The sequence below is a fragment of the Granulicella pectinivorans genome, assembly GCF_900114625.1.
Classification (GTDB): domain Bacteria; phylum Acidobacteriota; class Terriglobia; order Terriglobales; family Acidobacteriaceae; genus Edaphobacter; species Edaphobacter pectinivorans.
Genome location: NZ_FOZL01000001.1, coordinates 2,718,316 through 2,734,408, shown reverse-complemented (window position 1 = coordinate 2,734,408; position 16,093 = coordinate 2,718,316). Strand labels below are relative to the sequence as shown.

Below are 16,093 nucleotides of genomic sequence, written 5' to 3'. Positions count from 1 at the left end.
CGCCGTCGAATAAACATCCGACGCGATCGGGTCTCGAGCCACACACGACGCCCAGCATCCTTCCCGGAACCGAACGCATATATCGTAGGAAGTACATGAACGACCTCAAGCCGATCTCCCCCAGCGATCAACCGAAGCGCGTAGCCTCCTGGCTCGTCAGCCTCACCAGCATCGTCTTCATCGTTCTGCAAAGCGCATGTACCTTCGTCATGGCCGTCAGCGGCGTGCGCGTCATCATCGGCCTCAGCGCACTCGCCGCAGCCGCGGGCCTTCATCGTCCCGCGTGGGGCTTTCATCGCGATGCCGTGCGCATTCCCATGATGATCGTCGCGCTCCTGGGCTCGCTCATCAACCTCTATGTACTATGGCGCGTGCGCAGCCTGCGTACGCGGTCGTCGTCACAGTGGCGCATCGCACCCATCACCACGAAGCAGAAGTGGTCGGAGAGGCTTCAGATCACCCTCGCCATCATCACCCTCATCCTGGTCGCCGCCGAGTACACCACACACCTCATCATTCACGGCGCCTGAGAAACCTCACCATCCTCCGGCGCTGCCTCGTGCAACGCGAGCTCAAGCCGCGCATGCAGCCGCTCGCTATACCCCATCGGCAGTTCAAAGACGCGGTCGTCCGCCGTCAGGATCAGAATGTTGCGCGTTGAATCCAGAATCGCGGAACAGATCTCGCAATGCTCGAGATGCTTCTGCACACGCTCCCGCACCTCAGGGTCCAGCGTTCCATCCAGATAGTCGGAGATGTACGTCCAGACGTGCTTGCATGCTATGACCACTGGAACCACCTCCGCTTCGGATTCATCTGTTTCAACTGCGGTGCAAGCATCTTCTGCATCATCATCCTGGCCCGATGCAATCGGACCTTCGCCAGCGAAACGCTGATCTTCAGCAATTCCGCCACCTCTCCCGTATTCAGTTCCTCCACCTCTCGCAGCAGAAGCACCTCCCGATATGCCGCCGGCAGCGCGGCAATCGCATTCTGCAACACCAGCTTCAACTCCCCACGTTCCAACTCCTCCGAAGGAATCTCGCGCCAATCCCGCAGCAACGCCGGCGATACATGACCATCTTCATCCGCAGGCGTATCCAGCGACTCCGTCGGTGCCGCCTTGTTGCGGCGCAGCCGGCTCCGAGCCTCGTTCAGCGTGATGCTGATCAGCCAAGTCCCGAACTTTGCCTCACCACGAAAGGCGCTGAGATTGCGGAAGGCCTTCAGAAAGGCCTCCTGCGCGACGTCCTCCGCATCCGCTTCGTTATGCACGAACGACAGCGCCATGACATAGACACTGCGTTCGTACGGCCGGATCAGCCCATGAAAGAGCTGTGTCTGGCCGGCGAGGATCTGCGCGATCATGCGCTTTTCCTCCTGCAAGTCGGGGTGTTCTGCCATGGCTAAACAGCCTGCTCCTTCAACCAACGCTTCACGATCAAGGCATCCAGCGAAAACAAGCCGGCGCCAAAAATAAGTATAATGATCGAGGCAAAAAGAAACGTAAAGGGATCGGCTACATAAAACTTGCCCGGATCCGAAAAGATGGAAATGAGCGCTTCACGATCTGCCGTCCAGTACGCAACCATCATGTTCCCGACCATCAACACGCTGACGAGACGCGACCCCAGTCCAAGAAGAAGCAGGATGCCGCCGAAGAACTCCAGTCCCGCAACGAAGTGTGCGTTGAAGGCGGGAAATGGGATATTGAGGCTGGTGAAGAACCCCGTGATCTTCTCAAGGCTATGCAGTTTGCCCCAACCCGTCTGCGCGAACTGCCATCCCCAATAAAGCCGTATCGCAAGCAGCAGCGGCGACTGCAGACGCGAGGCAAATGCCACGAAACGTTCATACCCCTTGAGTAGTACTTCCATAAAACCTCTTTGCGCAGAATCTGCAGCGTTGCGAACGCTCATTAGAGGCTCGCGCCACACAAACGTTACAGCAAGAAAAACGGATCGTCGGAACGGCGAACGAACCCGCAATATCTGTAACCGGTTGTCGCTCTCCGCGTCCCATGTGCAGCCCGGAGGTCACGGCAATGCAATCGATTTGGCAACACAGTCTTCTCTCTCTCGTACTGGCGCAGATGCTCTCACTCGGCCTCCCCGCCCAGACCGCGACGCCACCACCACTCCTCGTCGAACTCTTCACCTCCGAAGGATGCTCAAGCTGTCCACCCGCCGATGCCCTGCTCCGCGAGATCAACGGCACACGAACTTCATCGGGGCAGTTGATCGTTGGCATCAGCGAACATGTCACCTACTGGAACTCCCTCGGTTGGGCTGATCCCTTCTCTGCATCGGTCTTCACCGAACGCCAGAATGCCTACGGCAACAAGTTCGGCCTCGACAGCGTCTACACACCGCAGATGGTCGTGAACGGTGCTCAACAGGTCGTCGGCAGCGATCGCAACGGACTCGCTCGCATCTTCAAGAAGGAGCTGGATCAGCCCATCCAACTCCAGGTTCACATCCTCTCGGCAAAGATCGTCGGCAACGCCGTGCTGGTCAGGTTTTCAACCACAGCGGAAGCACCAAATCCCAAGGGAGACATCGTCGCTGTACTGGCCGACGACACAGCCCGCTCCAGCGTAGCGCGCGGCGAGAACTCCGGACGCAACCTCACCCATGTCGCCGTGGCCCGCTCGATCACGCGCGTGTCCATGGCGAAGTCCACCGGCGAACAGGAGGTTCGTATCCCTCTTCCCTCTTCCTTTCGAGACTCCGAACAACATCATGTCATTCTCTTTGCGCAGGCTCCCGCACACGGTCGCGTGCTTGGCGTCGACTCCGCATCACTCGCTCGCCTCGACTGAGGAAGCTGACCTCAAACTTCGATCTCTCCGCTCCGCTCTCATCGCATGCATGAGGCGAGCGGAGAGCCCCCGGGCTCGTCAACTCCATCACCATGCATATGGTCGCGACACCATCCTCATACTCCGTTCGTCGCTGCCTCATAAAATTCTTTTCCACACCGTTTTAGTCTGTAACCAAACACCGCATTGCTGCTCCAACGTGCAGTCCGGTTAGGCTAAGAAAGACACGCTGACTTGTTGCAATGCAGTCCGCAACAAGGCAGCGTCTCCCGGATACGGAAGAGACTCGTAGCGACCCATCAACGTCCGGTGCACAGCGTGCGCGGCCCAACTCTAGAAAGGTTCATCTCCATGAAGAACTCCACAAAGTCTTTCGCTCTGGCCGCCGCATTCGCAGGCCTTCTCGGCGGCACCGCTGTCCGCGTGAACGCTCAGCCCACCCAGCCCACCAGCTCCACCGTTTCGGCTGGTGTCATGGTCGCACAGACTGCTCCGGACACCACCAAGCACTCCTGCAAGGGCAAGAACGATTGCAAGGGTCAGGGCGGCGGCGATGCCAAGCACGCTGGCAAAAATAGCTGCAAAGGCAAGGGCGCATGCGCCACCGACGGCTCCAAGAAGGCTTAGTCGTACCCACGGATGGAGGAGGCTTGAAGAGCGACTTCAAGCCTCCTCGCTTTGCCCTTCAGCATCAGTTCCGGAGACCACCATGCCTGCCAACCGATTCAATGGATTCACCGACTACGGGGTGGGCATTGGCCTCCGCGTTCCACACTACGATCACATCTTCCAGGAGAAACCCGTCGTCGACTGGTTCGAGATCATCTCCGAAAACTACATGGTCGATGGTGGCCGTCCGCTCAAGGTTCTCGATCGCATCCTCGAGCAATACCGCGTCGTGCAGCATGGCGTCTCCATGTACTTCGGCTCCGCGCAACCACTCGATCGCGAGCATCTCCGCCGCCTGAAAGACCTCACCAAACGCACCCGGACTCCATGGCTCTCCGACCATCTCTGCTGGGGCAGCGTCGATGGCCGCTACACCCACGATCTTCTACCGCTGCCCTACACCTGGGAGGCAGTCGAGACCACCGCGCAGCGCATCCGCGAGGTGCAGGACTACCTCGAGATCCCCATCGCCGTCGAGAACGTCAGCAGCTACGCGGAGTTCCACGAGTCTCAGATGTCCGAGTGGGAGTTTCTCAACGAAGTCGTCCACAAAGCCGACTGCGGCATCCTGCTCGACGTCAACAACATCTACGTCTCCTCAGAAAATCACGGCTTCGATCCCATGGACTACATCAACGCCGTCTCCGCCGATCGCGTCGCGCAGATCCACATGGCAGGCCACTCGAAGTTCGAAAAATACACGCTCGATACGCACGATCATCCCGTCCTCGATCCCGTATGGAACATGTACGCCCGCGCCCTGGAGCGCACTGGACCCACCGCCACGCTCCTTGAGTGGGACGACAACATCCCATCGTTCGAGGAGGTTCACAACGAAGCGCTCAAAGCCAATCGCTATCTCGATCCAACCAGCTCCTCCGCCACCATCCCCGCTTCGCAGCCCTTCGACGAGGCACGCACATGACTCTCCTCGAACTCCAACGCCGCATGTCCGCCGATGTTTGCCGTCCCCTGACCCCGCACATGGACATGCAGGCTGTCACCGCGGATGGAGCATCCGTCACGGCCATCGCACAGAGCTACATCAAGCCCAACGACCGGCTCACGTCCTTTGAGCGCCTGGAAATCTACAACCGCCAATACTGGTTCCGCGTCATCGCCGCTGTCTCGGAAGACTTCCCTGCGTTAGAGGCTGTCCTCGGCAGAAAGAAGTTCGACGTCCTCGTACTGGCCTACCTCAGGGAGAACCCCTCCACCTCCTTCACCTTGCGCAACCTCGGTGCCAGGCTACCGGCATGGCTGGCGGTGCATCCTGAGTTCGCTCCGCGCCGGCATGCGCTGATGGTCGACGTGGCAAAGCTCGAATGGGCCTACGTCGAATCGTACGATCGCGCCTCGCTCTCCCCACTGGTCGAGGAAGACTTCCGCGAACTCGACGACGACTCCACGCTCATGTTGCAGCCTCATCTTCAACTGCTGGAACTGAACTACCCCGTCGACGAGCTCGTCCTAGCCGTTCACAAGGCAACGCCCGAGTCCGACATCGTCAGCAACGCGGTCGCTGAACGCAGGGAATCCACGCGCATCCGCCTGCCGAAGATGCTGCGGTCGAAGGTCTATCTCGCAGTGCATCGCTTCGATAACTCCATCTACTATCGCCGCATCGAACGCGAGGCCTTCCTCATCCTCTCGGCTCTCTATGCGCAGGTGCCGCTGGGCGAAGCCCTCGCAAACGCATTCGAAGCCACCACGCTCTCTCCCGAGGAACAGGCGCAGAAAATTCAGGACTGCTTCGCCCATGCCGCGCAACTCGGCTGGTTCTGCCGTGAGCTCTACGACCGATCCAGGTCGGCCTGAGCAGGCATACGCCACCACTCACCCCTGGTTCGTTCCCATCTGTAAAGTGGCTGCGAGCGTGCCGCCCCCATCACGCGGCGGCGACGACCCCCACCTCATTCCCATCTACTTCCAGTACGGCCGCTACATGCTCATCGCCAGCTCCCGCCCCGGCATGCTCGCCGCAAACCTGCAAGGCATCTGGAACGAGTCCGTCGATCCGCCCTGGGGCTCCAAGTACACCATCAACATCAACACCCAGATGAACTACTGGCTCGCCAACCGCGCTAACCTGGCTGACCTCCACGCGCCCCTCTTCGATCTCCTCGAATCGACACAACAAGCCGGCGCCACCACCGCGCAAAAGTACTCTCCGGCTGCCACCCGTCTGCTGGCACGCAATGGACACACCCCACCCTCGAAAGCCAGGACCAAATCCACCGACGAACCGCTCGTCCCCACCAACGAAGCCGGCTGACATACCGGCCCACGGGTGCCCCACGCTTCGGCCTCATCGAAACGTGGATCGTAAAATTGGGATCAGGTACCTGATCCCATGCCCAAGCCGCCGCACCCGTTTCTCCTCGAGGCCCTTGATTCGCTCCACCCGCGCGTCAAGCCGATGTTCAGCGGCTATGCAATCTACATCGGAGAAAAGCTCGTAGCCTTCCTCCGCGATAAACCCCAATATCCCGAAGACAACGGCCTCTGGCTCGTCAGCTCTGACCACGATCTCCCCAGCCTCCGGGAAGAGTTTCCCATTCTGCGCCCCATCGCCCTGCTTGGAGGGAAGATCACCCACTGGGAGGTTCTCCCCCAGGACTCGACCGACTTCGAAGAATCGGCACTCCGCGCCGTCGAACTCATCCTCCGGCGCGACCCGCGCATAGGGAAAATTCCGCATCGACCCTCCAAAACACCGGCTAAATCGCGCGTCAAGCCCCCAGGATAGACATCCTCCACAAAACAAAGGAAATAGAGATGACCTACCAGTTCGACCTCAAAGCCTATACTGGAGCCATCGCACCAGAAAGAACGCATGGCACTCTGGACTTCCAACCGAAGTCCAAACCTAAACCGTGATCCAAGAATACTTTAGCCAAAAGGGGGGAGGGTCACGGCCCATCATGCGGTGCTCAGGAAAGTCCTAAGGCATCGAGGCCTCCTCGGCAATCCGTCCCTTCGCCATCCGCACCGCCATCCACATCGCGGCCTGCATGTTCTGGCTGTCCGCCTTGCCTTTACCCGCGATGTCGAACGCCGTGCCGTGATCCACCGACGTGCGAATGATCGGTATCCCCAGTGAGATGTTCACCGTCTTCTCAAAGTCGATCAGCTTCATCGGGATGTGCCCCTGGTCGTGATACATCGCCACAATCAGGTCGAACTCCTTCCGCACCCCGCGGATAAAGATCGCGTCCGGCGAGTGCGGCCCCGAACAATCGAAGCCCAACGCACGTGCCTCCTCCACCGCCGGAGCAATCACCTCCGAATCCTGCCGGCCAAACATGGTGTGCTCTCCCGCATGGGGATTCAGCCCACACACCCCAATCCGAGGCTCCCGCCCAAGCATCCACCGCACCGCCTCCGCACCCAGCTCAATCGTCCTGACGATCCTGTCCTTCTCCACCTTGCACGCCTGCTCCAGCGCAATATGCGTCGACACATGCACCGTGGCCAGCCGTTCGCTCGCCAGCAGCATGCGCGACTCCGTCGCCCCGCATAGTTGAGCAATAAACTCCGTATGGCCGGAAAACACCATGCCCGACATGCTCACCGCCTCTTTGTTCAGCGGCGCCGTCACCATCGCATCCGCCTCACCACTCAGACACATCCGCGTCGCACGCCTCACATAGTCGAGCGCAGCCAACCCATACTCTGCCCGGATCGCACCAAACGCAATCGCCTGCCCCGCCTCCAGCGACGTGCCATCGAGAAACGTCACACGCGGATCGACCACATCGCGATAGGCCATATCGACCGCTTCAAGCGCACCCGCATCCCCGACCACCATCCAGTCCGCCGCGTCCACCAGCTCCGGATCACGCAACGCCTTCAACGTAATCTCCGCGCCCACACCCGCCGGATCGCCAATCGTCACCACAATCCTAGGCCGTCTCATGCTGTCTCCTCTCACAAAACGCAAACGCATCCGCCAAGGAATCGCGATCCCCAAAGCCACCCGACTTCGTCACCACAAGGCATCCATCCGCAACGCCGCCTTCGATCACGCCCCAGGGAATGCCATCGCTCACAGCGCCGCCCAGCACCAGCCGCGACGCCCCCAGCACACGCAGCACAAAGGCCGCCGTGTCGCCACCCGTCAAAATCATCGCACCCGTATCCGTCTCGAAGAAGCAAGCCCTCACCGCATGCTCCGACCGCTCCTCGAACGTCAAATGATGCACCCATCGCCCGGGCGCGAGCTCTTCCTCGGCCAACCGAGCCACCTGCATCGCCGTCACCGGATGCTCGGTTCCAACAAACAACAACACCCTCCCAACACGCCCCGAAGGCACAGCAGACACACCACGCCGCAACCCCGCCAAAGCCTTCGCCAACCCCATCGAACCGCACCACAAGACAGCAGCATCGACACGCCGCCCAGCGCACACCAGACGCTCCAGATCTTCCTGCGTCACAGCGTCACAAAGCAGCAGCTTCATCCCCTCACCCACCGCAGCCGCAATCTGCCGGGCCATCTCATCGACAGCATCCACCCGCAACACACCAATGGCATGCCCCGGCGCAAACAACCCCTTCACCTCAATCTCCGTATCCTGCCCGGCAAAGTCCGTGACACGCAGGACACCGTCACGCACAACCCGCCCCGCCCCTGGAAACGAAGGAGCCACCAAAGCCACCGAAGCCCGTGAAGTCTCGAGCGCAGCCACGATCTCCGCACCAAACGCGCCGCGCCCCGCCGAATCGACCTTCTTGAACACCTTTCGTCCAGCACGCGATACAGCCTCGCGCACCACACGCATCGCCTCGTCCGATGCAAAATTCCGCGTCTCCGTCGAGAACGCCACGACATCGGCGCTCTCCACCGGCAAACCATCCAACGCCACGACAACACGTAATCCAGCCGCCGCGAACGCAGCACCGCTATCGCAGGCACCGGTCAGGTCATCCGCAACAATCGCCATCGGCTCCCGGGCCTCTGTGGTCACCGGGCACCCCGCCCATCATGCTCATCCAGAAACGACAGATACTGCTCCCAATCAAACGCCGTCACGTCATGCACGCCCGATCGCACGTGATACCCCACATCGCTTCCCCATGCATGCACCGCTACATCCACCGCCGGCATCTCCGTGACCGCCAGCCCTTGGTGACCAAGCAACGCGTACACCCTGCTCGCGCTCACCGCCGACAGAAACTCCCCCTTCGGATCCGACCACTCATCGCCCGCCGCACTCGCCACATACACCGGCCTCGGAGCCATCAGAGCCAACATGAGATTCCCATCTGCAGGAATCTCCTGATCCTTCCCCACCCACTGCGCATAGTTCGCACAGAACCAGTACGGAAACGAGTGTTGCAGGTGCTCCACCGACTCCCCAATCCCTCTCCGCTCCAGCGACTGACCACCCTTGCCCGACTCCGTCGAAAGCAACACCGCGATCCTCATATCCTGCGCCGCCGCCCAGTCCGCCGCCTTACCCAGACGGCTATGCCCCGTCACCGCAATCCTCTTCGCATCGACCGCCTTGTCCGAAATCAGATAGTCCACCGCCCTGCTCAAGCCCCACGCCCAGGCCCCGAGCGCACCCCAGTCATCTGCCGCAAACTCCGTCTGAAACAACCTCCGCACGCTGTACGCATCCGCATCCTTGAAGTCCGGCTCCAAATCCCCGTAGTAAGCGGTGGCGAGGCCATACCCGCGCTCCAGAATCATCCTCACCTGCCACTCCTTCATCTGGCTCCCGCGCGTCTTCTCCTCTGGAACAACATGCTCCAGCTTCAGCGCGGGCTTCGCCTTCACCCACACCATCGTCGGCTGAATCCCCGCATCATCGATCACCGTCTGGTTCCCACCGAAGTTCAGCCCAAGCACCACCGGCACCGGTCCCTTGGCATGCGACGGCAGATACACCAGCAACCGCATCTTCGGACCCGCATCCCCTTGTTCGCTGAAGTAGAGGTCCACCTGCTTCCGCACCGCAAGCCCACCCAGCGCATGAGCGTCCATCTCGATCACCTTCGCTCGCAACGGTACCTTCGCACTTTTCGGTGTCTTGCCGAAGACATTCTCCTCAAACAGTCCAACGATCTCCCTGCGCCGCACCCCCCACTGCGCCGCCGTCTTGACCGGTGTCCCATCCAGCATCACCAGCGGGTCCAGCATCGTGTAGGGAGGAATCTTCGCCTCGTCATAGTTATACCCAGGAACATGCTGCGCTCCCGCCGACAACACATATCCCAACAACAAAACTCCTGTCAGCACCTTCATCGCAGTCCTCCCGGCTTCACGCTATACCGTACATGCCACCACACCGGAAAGTCACCCACGCTCTCCGCCCGTCCGTCGTACCCGGTCTGTACCATGAAAGCCGGAGAAATCGTATTCTCCGCGACACGACACCGGCGCACACGATACTTTGATAACCATGTTCCGTCACATCCTGGCACTCTCCCTCCTGTCCATCGCCGCCTCCGCACAACAGCCCCTGACCACCGCGCAATGGATCCAGGCGCCTTTCAGCACCCCACGCGACGGAGCCGAACTCGACGGCTCGCACCCCATGCCCGTCTTCCGCCGCGCCTTCACAACCACGGGCACCGAAGCCACCCTCCACATCGCCGGTCTTGGCCAGTTCCAGGCCAGCATCGACGGCGTCCCCATCGGCCCCACCGGCCTCCACGAAGCCTGGACCGACTACCGCAAGACCATCCCCTACGAGACCTATCGCCTCTCCCTCAAGCCCGGCCCCCACACCCTCACAGTGCTCCTCGGCAACGGCATGTACAACGTGCAGAAGACCAGGGGCCGTTACACCAAGTTCGACGCCACCTTCGGCCCGCCAAAACTCATCGCCGAGTTGGTCGTTCGTACGAAAGACGGCCCCCAAACCATCCCAACCGACACCACCTGGCAAGCCGCACCCGGCCCCATCACCTTCAACTCCACCTACGGCGGCGAAGACTACGACGCCCGCATCACACCCACGGCATGGGCGGCCGCCGCCCTCACCGAATCCCCCGGGGGCGTCCTCATCGCAGCCCTTGCCCCGGAGGTCATCGTCCAGCACCGCTACGCCACCCCAACCGTTACCCACCCCACCCCCAACAAAACCGTCTACGACCTCGGCCAGAACATCGCCGGATGGCCTCACATCCAGGTCGAGGGTCCCGCCGGAGCCACCCTCCGCCTCACCCCCGGTGAACTTCTCAACCCCGACGGCACCGTATCCCAGCAAAGTTCCGGCTCACCCCAGTGGTACACCTACACCCTCCGTGGCGGCGCGCCCGAGGACTGGTCCCCCCGCTTCAGCTACTACGGCTTCCGCTACGTCCAGGCCGAATGGATCACCCACCCCGAAGCCCGCATCCTCCACCTCTCCGGCGAACAACTCAGCTCCAACTCACCCGTCACCGGCGCCTTCACCACCTCCGACCCGACCCTCAACGCCATCCACCACATCATCGTCGAGGCCATGCACAACAACGAGGCCACCGTCTTCACCGACTGCCCGCATCGTGAAAAACTAGGCTGGCTCGAAGAGACCCACCTCGTCTCCCCCGGTCTCCTCTTCAACAACGACGTCCATGCCCTCATGCGCGCCACCAGCCGCAACATGGCCGACGCCCAGAAACCCGACGGCATGGTCCCCACCATCGCCCCCGAGTACGTCGTCTTCGGCGAACATGGCTACGGCGTCTTCGACGACTCGCCCGAGTGGGGCTCCGCCTCCATCCTCGCCCCCTGGGTGACCTACCGCTTCTACGGCGACACCAACGACCTCGCCACTGCCTACCCCACCATGCAGGCCTACCTCAAATTCCTGCAGTCGAAGGCCGTCGACGGCATCGTCGCCTACGGCCTCGGCGACTGGTACGACATCGGCCCCGGAGGACCGGGTTTCGGGAAACAGACCACCCTCGGCGTCACCGGCACCCTGATGCTCTACGAAGACGCCGCCGTCATGCAGAAGATCGCGACCCTGCTCCACCACCCCGAAGACGCCGCCACCTACGCCGCGCTCGCCGAACGCGAGAAGCAAGCCTTCAACAAACGCTTCTGGAACGACCAGACCCAAACCTACGATCAGGGCAGCCAGACCGCCAACGCCATGCCGCTCGCTCTCGGCATCGTTCCCGAGGAGAAGCGCGCCGCTGTCCTCGCACACATCATCGCCGACATCCACGCTCACAACGATCACGTCACCACGGGTGAAGTCGGCTATCCCTACATGATGCGCGCCCTCATGCAAGCCAATCGCAGCGATGTCCTTCTCGCCATGCTCCTCCGCAAAGACGCCCCCAGCTACGCGTCGCAACTAGCCGCAGGCGCCACCGCCCTCACCGAGGCCTGGGACGCCAATCCCAAGTCCAGCCAGGATCACTTCATGCTCGGCGGTGCCGAGGAGTTCTTCTACCGCGGTCTCGCCGGCATCGACATCGATCTCTCCCGCCCGGAAAAGCTCATCCTTCACCCAGCCCTCCTCGCAGGCCTCAACGAGGTCACCGCAACCTACCTCTCTCCCATGGGCAGGATCGCCAGCACATGGAAGCGCACTCCCACACAAACCACGCTCACCGTCACCGTCCCCATCGCAACCACCGTCATCGTTCCCGCCCCGGAATCTGCCAACATCCACGCCCCTAAGGCAGACCTGATTCACCGCGAAGCCACTCAGGCCACGTATAAGGTCCAACCCGGCACCTACACCTTCCTCATCGCCCACTAAACAGAGTGCCCCGCACGGCAAGCGATACAGAGGCTCGCAGCCGTGCGTTTACAACCTACTTGACGCTCACAGTCAGTTGATAGGTCGCTGTGTGGGTGACGGTGCCGTCCGTCGCCGAGATGGTATACGTGTACGTGCCGGGGTAAGTCGGGCTCGCGTTCCTGTCGGGGAGCTTGCCGCTGCATCCAAGGTTCGCCGCCCCGAGAACGATCAGGAAGGCGAGCAGCAGCGGCAGCGTGCGCGCTTTGCGACGGCGCAAGAAAATCGATCCCGTAGAGAGCAATCCAAGCAGCAGAGAGCCCCCGTAGCCGATGACCGTGTACTGAGAAGTCGTCGTAATCGCCAGTGGCATGGTCGTCGCCGACGCAAGCGTAAGCGGCGTGGTCTGGGGCGTGCAGTTCGAGCCACCGGCGGTCGTAGTGCAGCCGAGAGCGATCTGGGCGGAGAAGCCACCAATCGGCGTCAGAGTAAGGGTGGGCGAGATGCCGTCGCCCGCGATGACGGAGCCCGAGGTAGGGGTGATGGCGATCGAAAAATCAACGCCATTCCCAGTCAGAGCGACAGTAAGAACGGGGTACTTGGTGTCGTTGGTGTCGATCGTAAGGCTTCCCGTGCGGACGCCGGTCGTCGTCGGGGTAAACGTAACGGAGACAATGCAGGTACTCGATCCGGCGATGATCGCCGCGCAGGTCGTGGTGTAGGCGAAGTCGCTGGTGATCTGCGTTGCCGTCAGAGAGATGGCCGCCGCCGTATAGTTCGTGACCGTGAAAGTCTGTGCGGCGGAGGTTGCGCCAAGGTCGACGTTGCCGAAGCTCAGCGAAGAGACAGAGGCCTCGACGTCCGCCACGCCGCGTCCAGAGAGCGTTGCGGTCAGGGTCGGGTTCGCGGAACTCGTCGACACGACACTGACGCTACCGGAGAGCGTGCCAAGGGCGGTCGGGGTGAACGTAACCGAGACGACGCAACTGCTGTTCGCCGCGATGGAGCCGGCGCAGGTGGTCGCGGAGACAGTAAAGTTGCCCGTTGTCGAAACCTTCGAAACGGTAAGTGGGATCGCGCTGGTGTTCGTCCAGGTGAAGCTCTGCGCCGCGGACGCGTTGCCAACGATTGTGTTCGGGTACGTGGCCGTGCTGGGCGAGAACGTCGCCGTGGTGGGCAGCCCCGTCCCGGTGAGGGCTGCCGTCAGGGTGGGGTTCGCAGTTGAGGAATCGGTCACAGTCAGGGCCCCCGTAAGGGTGCCGCTGCTGAGTGGCGCAAAGGCGACGGAGATCGTGCAGCTTGCTCCCGCGGCGAGCGTGGCCGGGCACGTGTTGGTCTGGGAGAAGTTGCCCGTGACCGCGATGGACTTGGTCGCGATCGCGATCGCGCTGGTGTTGGTGAAGGTAAAGGTCTTTGCCGTCGATGTGCCGCCGCCCGCATACACGCTGCCGAAGTCGGCGGACGCCGGGGTAAGAGTCGCGGTCGTGTCGACGCCATCTCCGGTGAGCGATACAGTGAGGGTCGGGTTGCTGGTGGAGTCGTTCGTGACGGTGAGGGTCGCCGTACGAGTACCGATCGCACTTGGCGTAAACGTCACCGAAATCGTGCAGGTCTGGCCCATCGCGACCGAGGTGCAGGGCGAAGTCTGGGTGAAGTCCCCGGCGTTCGTGCCGGAGACGGCGATGTTCGAGATCGTGACCGTGGAGGTGAAGGTCGTCGTGTTCGTAAAGTTAACTGTTTGTGTAGCAGAACCACCAAGATCGACATCGCCGAAGTGGATGGATGTGGGCGAGATCGAAGCCGTCGTCGGAACGGGCGGGATGAGGAACGCGACGACGAAGCCGTCATGCGGCGTAAGGCCCGCAGGCGTGCTGGAGCTGTTGGTGTTGATGGCAGCGAAGTCCGTGGTGAAGTGCGGCTGCGTGACGGTGGAGACATAGCTCGCCAGCGAGGCGCTTGCGGTCGAGTGATCGGTGACAGTGGCCGAGGCAAGAATGTGCTCGTAGACGACCGCATCGCCGCGCTCAATGAAGTTATAGCGCGAGGTCGCGGGGACAGACGTCACAAAGTCGGTAAGAGCTCCCGTCGTCTTAGTCGCAGAAGAAAGGCTGACGGCTGAAGCTGCCGCAGGCGACCCATCGACGATCCCGGTGACATCCACATAGCCGTCGTTGTACTCAAACGCATTCAGATTGCCGCTGACGATCACGTTCTGCCCAGCGGTCTGGTACGTCTGCACAAGGGCCGACAGATCGGCAGCCTGCGCAGCGCGGTGGGCCCGAATATCGGGGCCAAGTGTCGCGTCGCCGATGGTATCGCGCGGGGTAAAGTGAACGTTGATCACCGTAACGGGATAATTCTTGCCAACGCGCACAAACTCCGCCTGCAGCACCAGCGGAGGACGCTCCCAGAGCGTGGCCGACCCACCCGACGCTGTGGTGTAGGTAGAGGACTTCTCCACTTGTGTCACAGAATCCGTGACAAGTGTCGTAGCGTTGACGAGGAAGCCAAGGTTCAGGCTGTTCGCGTCGTTCCCCTGCACAAGATAGGGCTGATAGCTGACGCTGCCGAGCGTGTTGACCGAGGCTGCCAGGTCGGAGAGCGTCGTAAGATCCTGCACCTCCTGCACGGCGAGAATGTCGGGCTTGCCCAGCGAGTTGACGATGGCAAGCGACGCCTTCGCAAGCCTTCTCGAATAAGCCGGCGAGGTAAGTGCGACCGAGCCCGTGGTTGCTCCGGTAGTCGAATAGAAGCGGTTCAGGTCCAGCGTGCCGACATGGAAGTGCGTCGCATCCGCCGTAGCCGAGGTCGTCGTCGCCACCGTGCCGTTCACCGTGCAGACGCTGGTGGGAAAGATGAGCAGACGAGCATAGCCAAGCGTGTAGTCGATCAGCCCGATCCCGGCGGTCGCGCCAACCGTGATATTCGATCCCGTGGTGCAGGTGATGCTCTGCCCCACGGTAATGTCGACCGGCGATCCGCCAAAGGTGGTCGTGTCGATGAGAACACGCTGCGGGTTACCGGCCCAGGTGGCGACCGTCGCAGGGGCGGTCGAAGGCACATACTCGTCCCCTGCGATCCCGGCCGAACGGAAGATGTGATTGTTCGTCGTGGTGTTGGCGCTCAACGTCGCCCAGAACTGGCCATTGGATGTCTCCGTCGCGGAAGCCTCGGCCAGCGTTCCCGTCGCGGGTGCAATAGCGTAGAACGTAGCGCTCGTGGTCATCCCCGTGTACTTCAACGCATCGCCAAAGGCCGTCAGCACGCTCGAAACCGAGATGCTCTGGGTCATCGTGCCGCTGGTTGAGGTTACCGTGCATGACGTAGGCAGAATACCGGTACCGGGCGTCCCAGCGGCCGTAATGTCCGTCGCGACCACCGAGTTCGACAGCACCACCTGGCCCACGACGGTTACGGTCGCGCCAACCACGGCGCAGGCGGGGTTCAGACTCTTCATCCCGAACACAGGCATGCCCTCCGCGGTCAGGACAATCGAATCCCACGAGCCGCTCGGCTCCGAGATATAGACCGTGCCGGCGAAGTCGCCCGTACTCATCACGCCAACGACAATACCCGAGACTGAGACATTCTGCCCCGAGTAGGGCGAGTACGGCAGTGTCTTCGTCGTCGCCGTTCCGACCACGGGATTGCTGCCCGCCACCATGATGTCGTGAATCTGCACAGACGTCTGAGCATCGATGCCCGGAACGAGCATGCCCGCGCTCAGCAGCATAAAGAACGGAATGGCGATGCGGGCAGCAGGGTAAACGAGCGGCAAAATCCTTCCAAACTTCATGGGGCATTTCCTCAAACCGAGGGAGCGTCGGCGCAGTGGCGATGGTGTGGTTGCACCGGGGAAGACGCGGGAAAGCCTGAATCGGGGTTACAGGGGATGCGATTGTCCCATCGGCCG

At 61.5% G+C, this 16,093-nt stretch carries 15 protein-coding genes; 8 read left to right on the top strand and 7 right to left on the bottom strand.

Annotation, left to right across the window (positions count from 1 at the left end; all coding sequences use genetic code 11):
• The first annotated feature begins 95 nt into the window (after positions 1–95).
• Positions 96–530 (top strand): hypothetical protein, encoded by a 435-nt coding sequence (locus tag BM400_RS10850; protein WP_089839183.1) that lies wholly within the window; start codon positions 96–98, stop codon positions 528–530.
• Here BM400_RS10850 and BM400_RS10845 read toward each other — a convergent pair.
• Genes BM400_RS10845 through BM400_RS10835 form a run of 3 tightly spaced genes read right to left on the bottom strand, consistent with a single transcriptional unit; the run spans position 518 to position 1,919 of the window.
• Complete coding sequence (locus BM400_RS10845; protein ID WP_089839182.1) at positions 518–790, bottom strand: zf-HC2 domain-containing protein; 273 nt, start codon at positions 788–790, stop codon at positions 518–520. The genes BM400_RS10850 and BM400_RS10845 overlap by 13 nt on opposite strands.
• The gene (locus BM400_RS10840) at positions 781–1,404 is read right to left on the bottom strand and encodes a sigma-70 family RNA polymerase sigma factor (RefSeq protein ID WP_089839181.1); all 624 of its coding nucleotides are present in this window, start codon (positions 1,402–1,404) and stop codon (positions 781–783) included. The genes BM400_RS10845 and BM400_RS10840 overlap by 10 nt, the downstream gene beginning before the upstream one ends.
• A 2-nt stretch (positions 1,405–1,406) precedes the next feature.
• Complete coding sequence (locus tag BM400_RS10835; RefSeq protein WP_245781814.1) at positions 1,407–1,919, bottom strand: DoxX family protein; 513 nt, start codon at positions 1,917–1,919, stop codon at positions 1,407–1,409.
• A gap of 125 nt (positions 1,920–2,044) precedes the next feature.
• Here BM400_RS10835 and BM400_RS10830 point away from each other — a divergent pair, with 125 nt between their 5' ends.
• From BM400_RS10830 to BM400_RS21670, 6 genes are all read left to right on the top strand, one after another.
• Positions 2,045–2,821 (top strand): DUF1223 domain-containing protein, encoded by a 777-nt coding sequence (locus BM400_RS10830; RefSeq protein WP_089839179.1) that lies wholly within the window; start codon positions 2,045–2,047, stop codon positions 2,819–2,821.
• A gap of 351 nt (positions 2,822–3,172) precedes the next feature.
• A complete protein-coding gene (locus BM400_RS10825; protein ID WP_089839178.1) occupies positions 3,173–3,448 on the top strand; it encodes a hypothetical protein in 276 nt (91 codons plus the stop codon).
• A gap of 82 nt (positions 3,449–3,530) precedes the next feature.
• The gene (gene bufB, locus BM400_RS10820) at positions 3,531–4,415 is read left to right on the top strand and encodes an MNIO family bufferin maturase (protein WP_089839177.1); all 885 of its coding nucleotides are present in this window, start codon (positions 3,531–3,533) and stop codon (positions 4,413–4,415) included.
• Positions 4,412–5,308, top strand: a complete 897-nt coding sequence (locus BM400_RS10815; protein WP_089839176.1) for an HvfC/BufC N-terminal domain-containing protein — start codon at positions 4,412–4,414, stop codon at positions 5,306–5,308. Before bufB ends, BM400_RS10815 begins: the two co-directional genes overlap by 4 nt.
• A gap of 58 nt (positions 5,309–5,366) precedes the next feature.
• Complete coding sequence (locus BM400_RS22055; RefSeq protein ID WP_175528974.1) at positions 5,367–5,765, top strand: glycosyl hydrolase family 95 catalytic domain-containing protein; 399 nt, start codon at positions 5,367–5,369, stop codon at positions 5,763–5,765.
• 78 nt (positions 5,766–5,843) lie between these two features.
• Entirely contained in the window at positions 5,844–6,239 is a 396-nt protein-coding gene (locus BM400_RS21670) for a hypothetical protein (protein ID WP_141223886.1), read from the top strand.
• Between the two features lie 195 nt (positions 6,240–6,434).
• On the opposite strand, the gene pdxA is transcribed toward BM400_RS21670, so the two are convergent.
• Genes pdxA through BM400_RS10790 form a run of 3 tightly spaced genes read right to left on the bottom strand, consistent with a single transcriptional unit; the run spans position 6,435 to position 9,743 of the window.
• Positions 6,435–7,409: a 4-hydroxythreonine-4-phosphate dehydrogenase PdxA gene (gene pdxA, locus BM400_RS10800; protein ID WP_245781813.1), complete on the bottom strand. Its 975-nt coding sequence runs from the start codon at positions 7,407–7,409 to the stop codon at positions 6,435–6,437.
• Positions 7,396–8,460 (bottom strand): four-carbon acid sugar kinase family protein, encoded by a 1,065-nt coding sequence (locus BM400_RS21665; RefSeq protein WP_141223885.1) that lies wholly within the window; start codon positions 8,458–8,460, stop codon positions 7,396–7,398. The genes pdxA and BM400_RS21665 overlap by 14 nt, the downstream gene beginning before the upstream one ends.
• The gene (locus tag BM400_RS10790; protein WP_089839172.1) at positions 8,457–9,743 is read right to left on the bottom strand and encodes a glucuronyl esterase domain-containing protein; all 1,287 of its coding nucleotides are present in this window, start codon (positions 9,741–9,743) and stop codon (positions 8,457–8,459) included. Before BM400_RS10790 ends, BM400_RS21665 begins: the two co-directional genes overlap by 4 nt.
• A 157-nt stretch (positions 9,744–9,900) precedes the next feature.
• Between BM400_RS10790 and BM400_RS10785 the strand changes: the two genes are divergently transcribed.
• Complete coding sequence (locus tag BM400_RS10785; RefSeq protein ID WP_089839171.1) at positions 9,901–12,201, top strand: family 78 glycoside hydrolase catalytic domain; 2,301 nt, start codon at positions 9,901–9,903, stop codon at positions 12,199–12,201.
• A 55-nt stretch (positions 12,202–12,256) separates the two neighbouring features.
• Here the strand turns inward: BM400_RS10785 and BM400_RS10780 are convergent, their stop codons facing one another.
• Positions 12,257–15,976 (bottom strand): choice-of-anchor D domain-containing protein, encoded by a 3,720-nt coding sequence (locus tag BM400_RS10780; RefSeq protein ID WP_089839170.1) that lies wholly within the window; start codon positions 15,974–15,976, stop codon positions 12,257–12,259.
• Positions 15,977–16,093 lie beyond the last annotated feature (117 nt).

Coding starts and splice junctions, on each gene's coding strand:
- BM400_RS10825 (WP_089839178.1), top strand. CDS start 3,173: ATGAAGAACTCCACAAAGTCTTTCGCTCTGGCCGCCGCATTCGCAGGC.
- BM400_RS10790 (WP_089839172.1), bottom strand. CDS start 9,743: ATGAAGGTGCTGACAGGAGTTTTGTTGTTGGGATATGTGTTGTCGGCG.
- BM400_RS21670 (WP_141223886.1), top strand. CDS start 5,844: ATGCCCAAGCCGCCGCACCCGTTTCTCCTCGAGGCCCTTGATTCGCTC.
- bufB (WP_089839177.1), top strand. CDS start 3,531: ATGCCTGCCAACCGATTCAATGGATTCACCGACTACGGGGTGGGCATT.
- BM400_RS10840 (WP_089839181.1), bottom strand. CDS start 1,404: ATGGCAGAACACCCCGACTTGCAGGAGGAAAAGCGCATGATCGCGCAG.
- BM400_RS10780 (WP_089839170.1), bottom strand. CDS start 15,976: ATGAAGTTTGGAAGGATTTTGCCGCTCGTTTACCCTGCTGCCCGCATC.
- BM400_RS10850 (WP_089839183.1), top strand. CDS start 96: ATGAACGACCTCAAGCCGATCTCCCCCAGCGATCAACCGAAGCGCGTA.
- BM400_RS10815 (WP_089839176.1), top strand. CDS start 4,412: ATGACTCTCCTCGAACTCCAACGCCGCATGTCCGCCGATGTTTGCCGT.
- pdxA (WP_245781813.1), bottom strand. CDS start 7,409: ATGAGACGGCCTAGGATTGTGGTGACGATTGGCGATCCGGCGGGTGTG.
- BM400_RS10785 (WP_089839171.1), top strand. CDS start 9,901: ATGTTCCGTCACATCCTGGCACTCTCCCTCCTGTCCATCGCCGCCTCC.
- BM400_RS10830 (WP_089839179.1), top strand. CDS start 2,045: ATGCAATCGATTTGGCAACACAGTCTTCTCTCTCTCGTACTGGCGCAG.
- BM400_RS10835 (WP_245781814.1), bottom strand. CDS start 1,919: ATGAGCGTTCGCAACGCTGCAGATTCTGCGCAAAGAGGTTTTATGGAA.